Here is a 12936-nt window from a genome sequence, read left to right as displayed (position 1 = left end):
CTTCCCAAATGGGATAAAAGTGCAGGCCGATGGCGTTGCTGGAAGGAACAACAGCACCAGAAATGATGTTATTGCCGTAGAGGAAAGAGCCAGCAACGGGCTCACGGATACCGTCGATATCAACCGGCGGTGCCGCAATAAAGGCAATGGTGAAGCAGATGGCAGCTGCCAACAGCGTGGGAACCATCAGGACACCGAACCAACCCACATAAATGCGGTTATTGGTGGAGGTGACCCAATTGCAGAAGGACTCCCAGCTACTGAGGCGACCACTGCGAATGGTGGTGGTCATTGAGTTAAGTAAAAAAAAGAGCCCCCGAAGGGACAGCTATAAAACGCAGGCAAAACCTGCTAGATCAAAGTGTAAAGGAACATTGCGCAATCTGTAAATGGATTGCGCTGCAAAAGATGTAGTCCTTGGCATCCACCAGAAAAGCCCAGGAAAACTTAAGTTTTTTGGCCATGGATCCCTGCAGCAACTCTTGGTTCTGATCCGCTGGCAAACATGCAAGGCGTCGTCTTGAAGAAATTGTGCCAATCTCCATCGTGCATCCTGGACGCAACAGGGTTGCGGCTCAAGGTGAGCTCATGAACTGGAGCAAAAGCCTGGCGCAAGCAAGCTGAACCCACTAGTAGTGGTTCACAACTCCTAATTGCATGCCCAGAATTGCGCCTGCTTTTTTTTCTGCCCTAATGATGGTGGCTGGACTAATGGCCATCACAGGATGTCGAAAAAATCAGCCCTCATGGACGACGAGCCAAGCTGAAGCGATCAATCGTCTTGAACTAAGACTCGATCAACTCGAGCATCGAATAGGACAAACGACCCCCTCCGCGAACGACACCAACAGCAAGACCCCCGCAGGACCGGTCAAGTCACTCACCTTTCGCATGGAATCAACTGATGATGGCCGCCTAAGGGTTTACTGGGCCGACGGCAGTGACAGCGATCTCCTTTGCACGAAAGAACAATCGACGCGGATTCAATGGGCATGTGGCTGATTTCAGACACAACCGATTAGACCTCTAAACCAACACTGACAAACCTTTGAAGGGTTTCGGGAACAACATGCAGAGATGAGATGTTTCCCTCCCCGCTTAAGGGCTGCCGCCCCTCTTGCGGCTGCCGTGCTGATCATCGGGTCATCTGGCCTATCCCATGCACAAAACAGCCTGCCGCTAGCCCAACCAAAAGCCGCAAACCTGGCGCGAATGCATGCCGAAGTGCTCAATGGCGGCCTGGGTACCTATCGAGCCGATCAGTGCATGTACGTCACCGGAGCCGAACAATGTCTTATCTCAACAACCAAGGAAGGATTCCGATTTCAATTCCGAGGAGGGGCTCCAGGATGGCAACAGCTCATCCCAGCAGAGCCAACCCTTGAAACCGAGTTAATCATCTCTCGTGATGGTGATCGCATCCTCGCCGTCCCCTACAACGGCCCGTTGCGTTAACCCTCGCCAAGGGTAAAAACCTTCGGTTTTTGAACAGACCAAGCGACGCATTCTTGCTATGAGAAGGGTTAAGCCTTCGAGCAAAGCGATGTCTCTTCGCACCATCTCACTCGTCATAGCCCTTAGTGGGACTGCCTGCTTGGCAGATCTGGCCACACCAACCCACGCCCAAGAACAGCTTCCTTCCTCCCAGATCCGTGCCCTCAACCTGGCCCGTGGCACCGCGGTCAAAGAGAACGGCGGTCTTTCGGTTTACCAACCGGCACCTTGCATGTTTGCCACGAGCAATGGTGGTAACGATTGCCTGATCAGAAACACCATCAATGGCTACACCTATAACTTCTTAGGTGGGACGCCAGGCTGGTCGGAATATGGCAATGAGCCGACCACAGAAACCGAAATTCAGATTGCCCCAGACGGAAGGTCTGTGAATCAGATCATCTACAACGGCCCCCCTCGTTAACAGTCAACTAACTGCTGCAGGGCCCCTTGCCATTGCTCAGGCAGGGGGCATACCTCTCGATAGGTCAGGCTCATGGCGATTTGCTTTTCAACGTAGGCCGCCTCGTTGATAAAAACGGGGATAGGAGAATCTCGACCTTCAAATCTGAACACCTCTCCATCCGGCCGTAGAAACAACGGTGCGCCCACCTGCAGAGGCTGCCAATCACGCCCCTGAAGATATGGATGCACACATGCAGCAGGATGGCCCAAGGTGTTACGGGGCAGGTCCAGACTCCCCAGATGAGAGTGCACCACAAACTGATCTGGGTAGGTCGCCAATCCAGATGAAACGCTGCTCAAAACCTTGAGACAGGCCTGAACAGCAAGTCGTGTCTGTTCAATGATGCAAGCCTTCAGCAGGCCCTGGGGAACAGGACCAATTTCAATCACTAAGCCACAGGGCCAGCGCTCCACCAAAAACCCCTGCTGGTCAGCATCCCCATCATGCAAATAGATAGGCAAACCCAATCGAGCCTGGATCAATGCTGCTAAAGCCAGATCAGCCGGCCTTCGGCCATAAACCACCAGAGTGCTGCCCATTGCTGCAGTGGTGCTGTGCAAATCAATAACGATCTGGCAAGGGGTTGATCCCTCTGGGCCAAAAAAACTAAGCAGCTGCTTGGCACGAACAACCTCTCGATCCAAGATGCTGGGGGATCTAAGCAAGTCGAGCCGAAAGCTGCGGTTGAGATCGCAATCCAAATAACGCTGGCCCAACGCAAGAGCCTCTGGATTGCCGATCACCGGCACCACACCAACACCATGGGTGTTGATCAGCTCAGGGGTCTGAGACCATTGATCGAGAAGCCAGGGGCCGTTGATTTCATTGCCATGGGTACCCGCCACCAGAAGCACCTGAAGGCCAGACATCAAGATTCGATCGCAATCCTCAGCCTGACCGAAAATGGCTGCAAAGGGAACAACCATGTCGATCCCCCCAGCAATCGTTGCCGCCGCCCGAATGGGCTGGCACTGGCAATGGAATCAATTAATGAACGGTCTTGCTCCAGCAGATGCCAAGGGGAACTATCGGCGCCCCCCCAGCCAGCATCAGCAAGCAACATTGCCCGCAGAGCAAGAGCTGAGTAACAGATCAGCAGACCAATACCCTCGCCTAATCATTGGGCGCAGCTGTCCTTGGGCACATCGCACCTGGCTGGTGCTTCAGCTACGCAACCTTCAGAGCAGCCTCACCCTTCACATGGCACGCGCCGACCACAAGGCAGGCCGTTGGCAACTGGATCCAGCCTGGTTGGGCTGCAATTCTCTACTTGCCCTTTACCAACGCTGTGGCTCCCCACCCAGCCATCGAGCCACTGTTCCGGCCCTGGTCGATCCAGGCACCACGACATCCCAATCACCGCAGCTACTCGGTAACGAAAGTGCCCAACTCGTGGAAGTTTTGAACCTTTGGCCGACGGCTAAAGATGCTCCCGACCTAGCCCCCTCAAATCTTCAAGGTGAGATCAATGACTGGCAAGAGCTTCTTCAGCCAGCTGTTAACGATGGTGTCTATCGATGTGGTTTTGCACGCAACCAAGCGGCTTACGACAAGGCATGCAACGAACTATTCGACACCCTTGCGCAAGTGGATCGCAGCCTCTCCCAGAAGGGTCCATGGCTATGTGGAGACCAACTCACCCTGGCTGACGTCAGGCTGTTCCCGACCTTGATCCGCTGGGAGATGGTCTATGCACCACTGTTTGGCTGCAGTCAACAGCCCCTTTGGGCCTTCCCTCATCTCTGGCATTGGCGCCAAAGGCTTCTGGCCCTCCCAGGTGTAGCCAAAACCTGTGATTCGCAGGCCTGGCGTCAGGACTATTTCGGCGCACTCTTTCCCCTACATCCGAGCAATATTGTTCCGGCCGGTCCTGATCTGGCCAAAATGGTAAATGCATCAGCCCCTGATAAGCGATGACCGACAAAGCACAATCCTTGACTTCAAACATCGCCGCTATGGCAGAGAACGAGTTTGAGGGTGTTTACGGCCGCTACAGGATCACCAGCACTGACGAATTGGAAGTGCAGCGCTATCGCCTTGCTCTACTGCTCTGCGGTGTGGCCTTCACAGCAGGACTGGGACAGTGGCTGATGCTTGGGCCAACATGGGCATGGCTATGGCTACTACCGATGTCAATCGGCCTGGGCTTAGCTCTGAATTGGATTCACATCTACCTCCGCCCACTACACCAGGCGCTGAAATTGTTATGGGCATTGGGCTGCCTAGGTGCAGTCGTGATGGCATGGAGTATCGGTACTGACACGATGCTCTCAACGGTGACCGCAGAGCCTGCTTGGACCTGGGCGATCGGCCCTTTATTTGCAGCACTTACCGGAGTTGGATTCAAAGAATTCTTCTGCTTCGGCCGACCAGAGGCCATTGGTCTCACCCTGCTCATCCCAATAGCCCTATTGGGTCATCTCAGCGGGTTAATGAGTGGCTCAATCGTGATGGGATTACTGGGCTCTGCCGCTCTGCTGCTGGTGGTGTTAGCCCTGCGAAAGTTCGGCATGGACGCCGCTGCTGACGTCGGTGACAAGAGTGTGTTTGCTTACCTAAGTAATCAGCAAGCTAACGAAGCTCTGTGAGCCTGATCAGCCTGATAGAGGCCTCAAAAGACTTCGGCATCAACACCCTGTTTGCCGATCTCACCCTGCACATCAACGAAAGAGAACGTCTAGGGCTGATCGGTCCGAATGGCGCCGGGAAATCGACGCTACTGAAGGTACTCGCCGGAGAGGAACCCCTAGGGGCGGGTGAAAGGAGGTGCTCAGCGCGATTACGGGTAGAGCTAGTGGGACAGGAGAGCGCTGTAAACCCTGGCCATACGGTGCTGGAAGAAGTCTTGGCCGGGTGCGGTGAAAAGAGAGAGCTGCTGCTGCGTTTCAACGAGCTCAGCAATTCCATGGCCCGCAACCCCAACGATTCAACGCTTTTGGCTGAGCTAGGACAAGTCAGCCAGCGGATGGATGACGCCCAGGCCTGGAGCTTGGAACAGCAATGTCAAGAGGTCCTTCAACGTCTTGGTATCACCGATCTAGAGCGGCCGGTTGAAGAACTCTCTGGTGGATATCGCAAGCGCGTCGGCCTTGCCTCCGCCTTGGTCGCCAGACCCGACGTTTTGCTGCTCGATGAGCCCACCAACCATCTCGATGCGGCAGCAGTGGAGTGGCTACAAAGTTGGCTCGATCGCTTTCCAGGCGCTTTGGTGCTTGTCACCCACGATCGCTACGTGCTCGATCGGGTGACGCGCCGGATGGTGGAAGTAGACCGAGGCAAAGCCCATAACTATGCCGGCAACTACAGCACTTTTCTACAGCAAAAGGCCGAACTTGAAGCTTCAGAAGCCTCCACTGCTACCAAGTTCAAAGGGGTTTTAAGACGAGAGCTGGCCTGGTTGCGACAGGGTCCCAAAGCACGCAGTACCAAGCAGAAGGCACGCCTGCAGCGAATTGAGGAGATGCGCGCCGAGCCATTGCCTCAACTGCGGGGTTCCTTGAAGATGGCGAACGTAAGCAGGCGCATCGGCAAGCTAGTAATTGAGGCGGAAGCCCTGCAAGTCACGGCCAATGGCATGCCCGACAGTCCTCTTCTTCTAGACAACTTCACCTACAGCTTTAGTCCAGAAGACCGCGTTGGCATCATCGGCCCCAATGGCAGTGGCAAATCAACATTGCTTGATTTAATCGCCGGCAGACGTCAACCCAGCGGAGGAACACTGCGATTAGGTGAAACAGTGCACCTGGGATATCTCGACCAGCACACCGAGGACATCACCAAAGGCAAGGGCCTAGATCGCAAAGTGATCGATTTTGTCGAAGAAGCTGCCTCTCAAATCATTCTGGGAGAAGAACAAATTACGGCCTCTCAACTACTGGAACGCTTCCTATTTCCACCGGCTCAGCAGCACAGCCCACTGGGGAAGCTCTCTGGGGGAGAACGACGCCGACTCACCCTCTGCCGGATGCTGATCCAAGCACCGAATGTGCTGCTGCTTGATGAGCCCACCAACGACCTGGACGTCCAGACACTAAGCGTGCTGGAAGATTTCCTTGAGGATTTCCGCGGCTGCGTTGTCGTGGTCTCTCATGACCGCTATTTCCTCGATCGCACAGTTGATCGTCTTTTCAACTTTGAGAATGGGCAATTGAAACGTTTTGAGGGCAATTACAGCTCCTTCCTTGAACAACAACGACGACAAGAGCGAGAGCTCAACGAAACAAATGAGCTCAAATCCAGCAGACTGTTGAAGGATTCTAGCCCATCTAGAATATCCACAAGATCCTCTCAAGAGGCAGAAAGCTCTTCATCCCAAGTCACAGAAACCAGCAAGCAAAGACGTCGAAGCTTCAAGGAATCACGTGAACTAGAAGCTCTAAACATTGATATCCCACTACTTGAAGCCAAGCGTTCTAGCCTTGAAGCTGCTTTGGCCAGTGGCGACGAAGACTTAACTCTACTGAGTCAACAATTGGCCGAGCTGATCGAAACATTACACAGAGCAGAGGAGCGCTGGCTCGAACTCAGCGAACTGGCCATATAAGACTGCGCCGACGTCGATATGTATGGAGCAATTCTTCATCATCTAATGTCCTTGCGAACAAAACTGAGTTAGGCGGAGTATCAGAACACTGACAACTAGTTGCAGTCTCTGGATCAGGGGGACACATCTCTAAGGCACTGATCCAGGAAACAAGTTTTCCCCGTCATCCTTCAACCGCAGCCAAATTCATGGCAGTAGGGCGGTAATCATCTACAGAACGATGCTGGCCATCTGTTCCCCCATCCCCCTCAGATATAGATCTTGAGCCCAAACCACAGGGCTGTGATCGAAAGCCTCGCAGGCTTCAACGATGGACCCAATGCGTTGGCTGACCAAGCCAGAAGGAGCGCATTGCTTCCACTCCTCCAATACATCCGCGACGCTGAGACCACTGCGCAATTGCCTCTTTGCAGAGAGATAGCAAAACGTTTCTAGCCCGTTCATCCAGAACATCCTTCCCTGCTCACCGATGAAATGGCGATCCTGCCGATCTCTGATCCGCACCATGCCATCAGCCTCAATCTGCCTAATCAGCTGGGCGCCAAGGATGAAAAACCTTGGCAATGGTGTTGTAACGGAAACCAAGTCAGGCCTCCCCCCATGGCGCAACCGACCAAAGTGCTTATGTTGTGACAGTGGACAGAGGCCGGCGCAGGCCAAGACCCTATGAACACCATCGACGAGCACATTCAGAAGGATCAATCAGAGATCCAAGACGCCAAAGCCCAAGGCAACGACGCCAAGGTGCGCCATCTCACCGACGAAATCCATTCCCTTGAGGAATATAAGGATCACCACCCAGAAGATAAACACGACCCCAATGCCCTGGAATTGTTCTGCGACGCCAATCCAGATGAGCCGGAGTGTCGCGTCTACGACGACTGAGTTGATCGGCTAAGAAAACTAGACTCAGAATGATCTCAAGCGGGCACAAGCCCGCTTTTTTTTGCTAATGAACTGTTTGATAATGAACTGAACGAACGAAGATCAACCTATTGATCCAGTTCAAACATCCTCATTGAAGTCGGACGGACTACCGGTAAGAGAGCAGACGACCGCTTCCTCATTCCTCATTTCGCGAACTTCAGCAATGGGACGTCCCATCCGCCGCAGAGCCTCAATCTCCTGATGGGTCTGGCAGCGGGCAATCTCCTTGCCCTGCTGATCAAAGCAGCTGTAAAAAGTCATGTCATCAATGGTTTCACTCCAGTTATGGCCAATGACCCGCAAACACACAAGTCTGGATGTGGTCTCGCAGATCTGAACACCTCAGACGCCAAGTTCCTTCCATACCTGCGCCAACAGCCCCTCAAGGCCTAGAGCCATGGCCGCAGAAATCAAAATCAAGCGTCGACCACTCGCTGCTTGAAGGGCATCAACCAGCTCATCTTGATGCTGTTCATCCAATAGCTCCTGTTTATTGAGCACTAAAAGCCGTGGCCGTTCAACCAAGTCATGGCCATAAGCAACCAGCTCCTTTTCAACCACCAGCAAGTCTTCAACTGGATCTTCTGCGCCACCATCCAACACATGAATCAACAGCCTGGTGCGTTCGATGTGGCGAAGGAAATCATGCCCTAGGCCTGCTCCTTGTGCTGCACCGGCAATCAGACCAGGGATATCAGCGAAAACTGTGCCATCTCCGCTGGGTCGACGCACCACACCGAGATTGGGCACCAATGTGGTGAAGGGATAATCAGCAATCTTGGGGCGAGCGGCCGAAAGCACAGAAATCAAAGTGCTCTTGCCGGCATTCGGCAAGCCAATGATCCCCACCTCTGCTAATAGCTTGAGTTCCAATTGAAGGAGCCATTCCTCCCCATCGCGCCCTTCCGTGAATTTCTCAGGGGCACGATTGCGGTTGCTGAGGTAATGGGCATTGCCCAGCCCGCCACGCCCTCCAAAAGCCACCACAAGTAGATCTTCCGATCGAGTGAGGTCACCAAGAAGGATGCCCGTGGAGAGATGACGCACTTCTGTGCCACATGGAACCTTGATGATCAAGTCTTTACCTGAGGCACCGGTACAGCGATTCGGACCACCCCGCCGACCATCAGGCGCTGGAAAGAGTCTCTTGTACTTAAAATCAAGCAGGGTCTGAAGGTTGGCATCCGCCTCCAGAACGACTTTGCCGCCATCCCCGCCATCCCCGCCAGAGGGACCGCCAGCCGGCACATACTTCTCTCGCCGAAAAGCCATGATCCCATCGCCGCCACGCCCTGCTCTAACGGTGATGCGTGCCTGATCTATGAACTGCATCTTACTCCAGTCATACCAATAGCTTTGAGGGGGACAAATTCACAAGGGACGAATCGGGGATGGCATAACGAGAAACGCTTGTAATAAAAATTAGGTAGTTATCCCATGGTAATTAGTAGCGAGATAAGTAATGGATATCGGCAGAAAGAAATAGTCATAAGTATTTTCGCCTAGCGGGCCAGCGAACAGATGAGGCGATGAGTGTGAATAGGTATTTATACCTTTAGCATGTCGCGTGAGGCGATCCTCTTATGGCAATAGTACGGGCGTATTCCTTTGGACATCTCGTCCATAGCAACTATATTCAGCCCATTCATCGCCGAGATCCTGTGACCTCATCCGGCATAGCGGAATACGACCAGAGCCTCGATAGCGCGATCGACGGCCTTCAGCTCTCCAGGGCGTGCACCAGCAAGCTCTCGCCTAGCCAGGTCGAGAACATGAAGACGAACGTTGTCCTTGCCAACGAAGCAATAGCAACTGCAGGTAACGCCGTAAGAGCAAGTGCGGGTGCTTTATATGAAATCAAGAAGGATGTAAAGAACAAGAACTGGACAGCATTAACCGAGAGCGGTGCTTTGCAAATGTCCGGCCGGATGGCACGTGATCTAGTTAAAGCTTATGAAAGCTGGATAAGAGATAGTGACGTACCTGACGAAGCCTTAGCGAGAGTGTCAGCAAGAGTCCTGGCAAGAATAGGCTCTGTGGATGCAGGCAAGAGAACGCATGCAATCAACAAAATAAAAAGGGGTGAGGGTTATACAGAGCAGGATCTGACGAAGATCATTGGCAACTCAAAGTCTCCAGTGCGTCGTCAAATCGATGACCTTGTTGCACAAGCAGAGAGGGAAATAAAATCAACTACTGACGAGGAAAAGGCCAGCCAATTTGATAAGCTAAAGATGGATAACGTCAACATGAAAGCAAAGCTGGAAAGGCAGAAAGCTCTGAATATTGAATTGCAGAATCAAAACAAGAATTTAGATAAAAACAACAAGGAGCTTATAAAACTGCTGCATCAAGCTGCTACTGAAGGTGTATCACCAGTTTCAGCCAGTGAAGCAGCTGCAGCATTAGTCTAAATAGCTTTCAAGCTATTAGTACATTCAGCTATCTCTTCACATTTAGTTCTCACTGCATCCCTAACAAAACTAGCAGTATCTTTATAGCCAGCCTTAGTGATTAGCCTATGCAATGAACTATAAGCTGATTGATTGATCCTGACACTTAAGACATGTTTCCCGTAGTTAGGCTTTTGAGATGTTGAAGGCATAGGTATTTTGTGAGTGTGAATAGTATGTGTAAATAAGGCAGTCCATCAGACAGTCCTGCCTGGGCTTCTGAGGTGCCTTTGCTTGTGAAGACAAGAACACGTTAGTTGCGTGTTCGTTGCTTGGCTGGGCTTCGTGGAGAGGTATTAGAGTGGCGTGTATAGATCCATGCAATACGACGACAACCTAAATGCAGAAGATTGAAGCGAAGCAGGAAGCGAGCGGCCACAGCGAGCGTTTAGTGGCAACCTCTAATCGAAGCAGGTAGCGACCGTGCGGCTACAGCACGGGAGCGTGCCTACTGAACCTTTAAACGCAGAAGATAAGCGAGCGGCTACAGCGAGCGTTCTATTAGCCATTAAACGCAGCATGTAACCGACTGAGCGGCTACAGCGAAGGAGGGTGTAAGTGGCCACGACGGTTAGATATATGTGGTCTCGACGATCATATATATGTTAACTGTGAACGAAGTTCACTCTCATAACAATGAAGACAATCAAGTCTATGAGTTATAAATTAAATCTACGTCTCTCTTTTGTTTAACCACTTCTCAAGTCCTTTAATCCTAAGTTGAACATCCTGTTCCTTTGGTGCTGCGTCCTTCTTGTTTGTTTTAGGTAGTGAGTTAGTTTGATTCATTGTATTGTTTAGAGATGGGGCATGGGGGTAAAGCGGCCCGTAGCTAATTAAGATGATGCCTGAGAGATATGTGGCAAGAAAACTGTGGTCGATTTCATATTATTTTTTTTTGGTAATTCCTTCAGAGGCTTGCTATACTTAAGCAAGTTAAATATTAACTATGTCAGAAGAGCAACTCAAGGCGTTCATCGCCAAGGTTCAAAAAGATGATTCCTTGCAACAACAACTAAATGCGGCTGTGGATGGTGACAAAGTTATTTCTATAGCTCTAAATGCTGGATTTAGTATCAATATTGAAGATTTAGCTAGCTTCCAAGGGATAGATCGTGAACTTAGCGAAGAGGAATTGGAAGCTTTTGCTGGAGGCTATCCCAATGCAAATGACCCAGGCTTTCTTGGCAAAAATATTGGAAGGGTCGGCGGTTCATTGGCGGACAAAAGATGTAGGGATGGAGTTGGAGAGGCCTTTAGCCGGAAATCTCGGTCAAGTGGACCTAACTGGGGTAATTTTACCGGCAAAGTTCCAAAGACAGGCTGCATTATGACATTATAAGCTAGAGAGAATTATCTCTCTGCTCGTAATTATTTATAGAATCAAGTCTTGGCAATCTGCTATAAAAATCAAAAAAAGATCTTTAATGTATCCTAACTGGTCAAAGGTATCAAGCAGGATATGTTTAGCCATTTATGTCAATTGAATTGGCGACAGTCAATCAAACCCGGCCGATATTTTCTTAAAGATTTATCGGCTTTACCTGATGGCTAACCACCTTCACTTGCGTCTCAAACCGACCGATACCTAGCACGAACTTAAGGAAAAGAAGCTAGGTAATCTCCAGCAGGTTGCTCCAATATTCTAGTTCTGGTAATTCCTCTCAGGACCTGTGACCAAGATCACAACTAGCAATGATTGGAATCAATGACTTAGTAGAGAAATTGGGAGATGATGTGTTTGTCGGTGGAAGAGATTCCAACGAACTTAAACACACTACTTATTTTTAATCATACCTAAATTTACAAACCAGATTAAACAAGATGACTTTGAAGCACATGTCATGAGTGAGCTTGAAGACATGGAGCTTACTCCTGAACAGCTGGTATTCATAACTGGTGGTGGCTTCTGGTCTTGGTTTAAAAAAACATACAAGAAAGTAGCCAAGAAAATAGAGGATTATGTCGACAATGGACCACTAATAAGTGTAGGGATGATGTAGTAAACTCTGATTAAAGGCTGATCATAAGTGTAGATACAGTATATTTTTATATACGTATCTAAGGCAAATGCAGATTGCTCCAAGCAGATCTTTGCTACCCCGCCATTGAGCGTGGTTTTTTAATGGCTTTGGTGTCTGCAGTTAAGTCTCTTACTGGGATCTGAGTGGTTCACCAGAAGCTCACCAGAACTTCGAGGGGGCTACACCAGAGCTATGTAGTGGTGATCACCAGAAAGGCTGAGATCTTATAGGAGTCGAGGGAAAACAACCCAACACAAATCACACACTTATCACCTTTAAAACAATGACTACTATCAACACTGACTACAGCAACACTGAACTGCTCGACCAAGAGCTGAGCTTCGATGAACTGCAAGAAGTTAATGGGGCTGTAGCTCCAATAGTTGCTGGGGCATGGGCTTTAGGCGCCTATATCGCTCGATTAGTAGGAGGAAAGGCTGTAAAGGGCTAAATCTCTCCTTTTTATTTTATAGCCCCTCGATCTGGAGAGGGTATTCGGAGGCAATCAGCCTTCGGTATTACACACACTTATCACCTTTAAAACAATGACTACTATCAACACTGACTACAGCAACACTGAACTGCTCGACCAAGAGCTGAGCTTCGATGAACTGCAAGAAGTTAATGGGGCTGCTGTTCCACTTTTCCTCCTTGGCCCAGCAGTATACTTCGGGGTCAAGACTGTGATAGCTGCTGCTCCTGTTGTCGCTGCTGCCTACCATGTTATACGTTGCGAAAATTCCAAAAAATGTAGAGAGTCGGTCAGAAAATAAGCCTAACCCAGCCTACACACTCAAAGCCCCTGATAATGCAGGGGCTTTTTATTTCTTCAACGACTTCCCTATTCGCTTAAAACGCCATCCGATACCTGGCACCATTGACTTGCACATAGTGAATTAATATTAGAGAGCATCCTTAACCAATCAATATCACATTGGCTCGTCAAATCTATAAATTATATTGATAACAATAGACAGAAATAAAGGGCGATGGTATAATAATAAAAGCCACTAAAAGTAAGTGTCAGAA

Annotated in this window: 17 protein-coding genes and 1 pseudogene; 12 read left to right on the top strand and 6 right to left on the bottom strand. The window is 50.4% G+C overall.

Annotation, left to right across the window (positions count from 1 at the left end; all coding sequences use genetic code 11):
• A pseudogene (locus EV12_RS12355) lies at positions 1-292 on the bottom strand (photosystem II q(b) protein); the annotation flags it as partial.
• Between the two features lie 365 nt (positions 293-657).
• Here EV12_RS12355 and EV12_RS12345 point away from each other — a divergent pair.
• The 3 genes from EV12_RS12345 to EV12_RS12335 all read left to right on the top strand — a co-directional run bounded on the left by EV12_RS12345 (position 658) and on the right by EV12_RS12335 (position 1918).
• Positions 658-1002: a hypothetical protein gene (locus EV12_RS12345; RefSeq protein WP_036915860.1), complete on the top strand. Its 345-nt coding sequence runs from the start codon at positions 658-660 to the stop codon at positions 1000-1002.
• A 75-nt stretch (positions 1003-1077) separates the two neighbouring features.
• Positions 1078-1455, top strand: coding sequence for a hypothetical protein (locus tag EV12_RS12340; RefSeq protein WP_036915859.1), 378 nt, complete (start codon positions 1078-1080; stop codon positions 1453-1455).
• 88 nt (positions 1456-1543) lie between these two features.
• A complete protein-coding gene (locus tag EV12_RS12335) occupies positions 1544-1918 on the top strand; it encodes a hypothetical protein (protein ID WP_036915857.1) in 375 nt (124 codons plus the stop codon).
• Here EV12_RS12335 and EV12_RS12330 read toward each other — a convergent pair.
• Positions 1915-2829 (bottom strand): aspartoacylase, encoded by a 915-nt coding sequence (locus EV12_RS12330; protein WP_036915868.1) that lies wholly within the window; start codon positions 2827-2829, stop codon positions 1915-1917. The two genes, EV12_RS12335 and EV12_RS12330, sit on opposite strands and share 4 nt — an antisense overlap.
• A 55-nt stretch (positions 2830-2884) precedes the next feature.
• Between EV12_RS12330 and EV12_RS12325 the strand changes: the two genes are divergently transcribed.
• Genes EV12_RS12325 through EV12_RS12315 form a run of 3 tightly spaced genes read left to right on the top strand, consistent with a single transcriptional unit; the run spans position 2885 to position 6503 of the window.
• Positions 2885-3877: a glutathione S-transferase C-terminal domain-containing protein gene (locus tag EV12_RS12325; RefSeq protein WP_036915856.1), complete on the top strand. Its 993-nt coding sequence runs from the start codon at positions 2885-2887 to the stop codon at positions 3875-3877.
• Positions 3874-4548 (top strand): DUF2301 domain-containing membrane protein, encoded by a 675-nt coding sequence (locus EV12_RS12320; protein ID WP_036915854.1) that lies wholly within the window; start codon positions 3874-3876, stop codon positions 4546-4548. Before EV12_RS12325 ends, EV12_RS12320 begins: the two co-directional genes overlap by 4 nt.
• Entirely contained in the window at positions 4545-6503 is a 1959-nt protein-coding gene (locus EV12_RS12315) for an ABC-F family ATP-binding cassette domain-containing protein (RefSeq protein ID WP_036915852.1), read from the top strand. Before EV12_RS12320 ends, EV12_RS12315 begins: the two co-directional genes overlap by 4 nt.
• A gap of 210 nt (positions 6504-6713) precedes the next feature.
• Here EV12_RS12315 and EV12_RS12310 read toward each other — a convergent pair whose 3' ends face one another.
• The gene (locus tag EV12_RS12310) at positions 6714-7088 is read right to left on the bottom strand and encodes a hypothetical protein (RefSeq protein WP_193742237.1); all 375 of its coding nucleotides are present in this window, start codon (positions 7086-7088) and stop codon (positions 6714-6716) included.
• Between the two features lie 81 nt (positions 7089-7169).
• Between EV12_RS12310 and EV12_RS12305 the strand changes: the two genes are divergently transcribed.
• A complete protein-coding gene (locus EV12_RS12305) occupies positions 7170-7388 on the top strand; it encodes a CP12 domain-containing protein (protein WP_011825073.1) in 219 nt (72 codons plus the stop codon).
• Between the two features lie 120 nt (positions 7389-7508).
• On the opposite strand, the gene EV12_RS12300 is transcribed toward EV12_RS12305, so the two are convergent.
• On the bottom strand, positions 7509-7691 hold the full coding sequence (locus EV12_RS12300) for a hypothetical protein (protein WP_036915866.1): 183 nt from the start codon (positions 7689-7691) through the stop codon (positions 7509-7511).
• 81 nt (positions 7692-7772) lie between these two features.
• Positions 7773-8762 (bottom strand): Obg family GTPase CgtA, encoded by a 990-nt coding sequence (gene cgtA / locus EV12_RS12295; protein ID WP_036915850.1) that lies wholly within the window; start codon positions 8760-8762, stop codon positions 7773-7775.
• A gap of 440 nt (positions 8763-9202) precedes the next feature.
• Here cgtA and EV12_RS12290 point away from each other — a divergent pair, with 440 nt between their 5' ends.
• Positions 9203-9844, top strand: coding sequence for a hypothetical protein (locus tag EV12_RS12290; protein ID WP_241466471.1), 642 nt, complete (start codon positions 9203-9205; stop codon positions 9842-9844).
• 292 nt (positions 9845-10136) lie between these two features.
• On the opposite strand, the gene EV12_RS14870 is transcribed toward EV12_RS12290, so the two are convergent.
• Complete coding sequence (locus EV12_RS14870) at positions 10137-10262, bottom strand: hypothetical protein (RefSeq protein ID WP_275040954.1); 126 nt, start codon at positions 10260-10262, stop codon at positions 10137-10139.
• Positions 10263-10832: 570 nt separating this feature from the next.
• On the opposite strand from EV12_RS14870, the gene EV12_RS14915 reads away from it, so the two are divergent.
• From EV12_RS14915 to EV12_RS14345, 4 genes are all read left to right on the top strand, one after another.
• On the top strand, positions 10833-11225 hold the full coding sequence (locus EV12_RS14915; RefSeq protein ID WP_072014324.1) for a Nif11-like leader peptide family natural product precursor: 393 nt from the start codon (positions 10833-10835) through the stop codon (positions 11223-11225).
• A gap of 502 nt (positions 11226-11727) precedes the next feature.
• Positions 11728-11886, top strand: a complete 159-nt coding sequence (locus EV12_RS14350) for a hypothetical protein (RefSeq protein WP_193742236.1) — start codon at positions 11728-11730, stop codon at positions 11884-11886.
• 304 nt (positions 11887-12190) lie between these two features.
• The gene (locus EV12_RS13785; protein ID WP_152562300.1) at positions 12191-12358 is read left to right on the top strand and encodes a class IIb bacteriocin, lactobin A/cerein 7B family; all 168 of its coding nucleotides are present in this window, start codon (positions 12191-12193) and stop codon (positions 12356-12358) included.
• A 94-nt stretch (positions 12359-12452) separates the two neighbouring features.
• Positions 12453-12680 (top strand): hypothetical protein, encoded by a 228-nt coding sequence (locus EV12_RS14345; RefSeq protein WP_152562301.1) that lies wholly within the window; start codon positions 12453-12455, stop codon positions 12678-12680.
• Positions 12681-12936 lie beyond the last annotated feature (256 nt).

Origin of the sequence: Prochlorococcus sp. MIT 0701 (assembly GCF_000760295.1) — a bacterium.
Lineage (GTDB): Bacteria > Cyanobacteriota > Cyanobacteriia > PCC-6307 > Cyanobiaceae > Prochlorococcus.
This window is presented reverse-complemented; position numbering and strand designations above follow the sequence as displayed.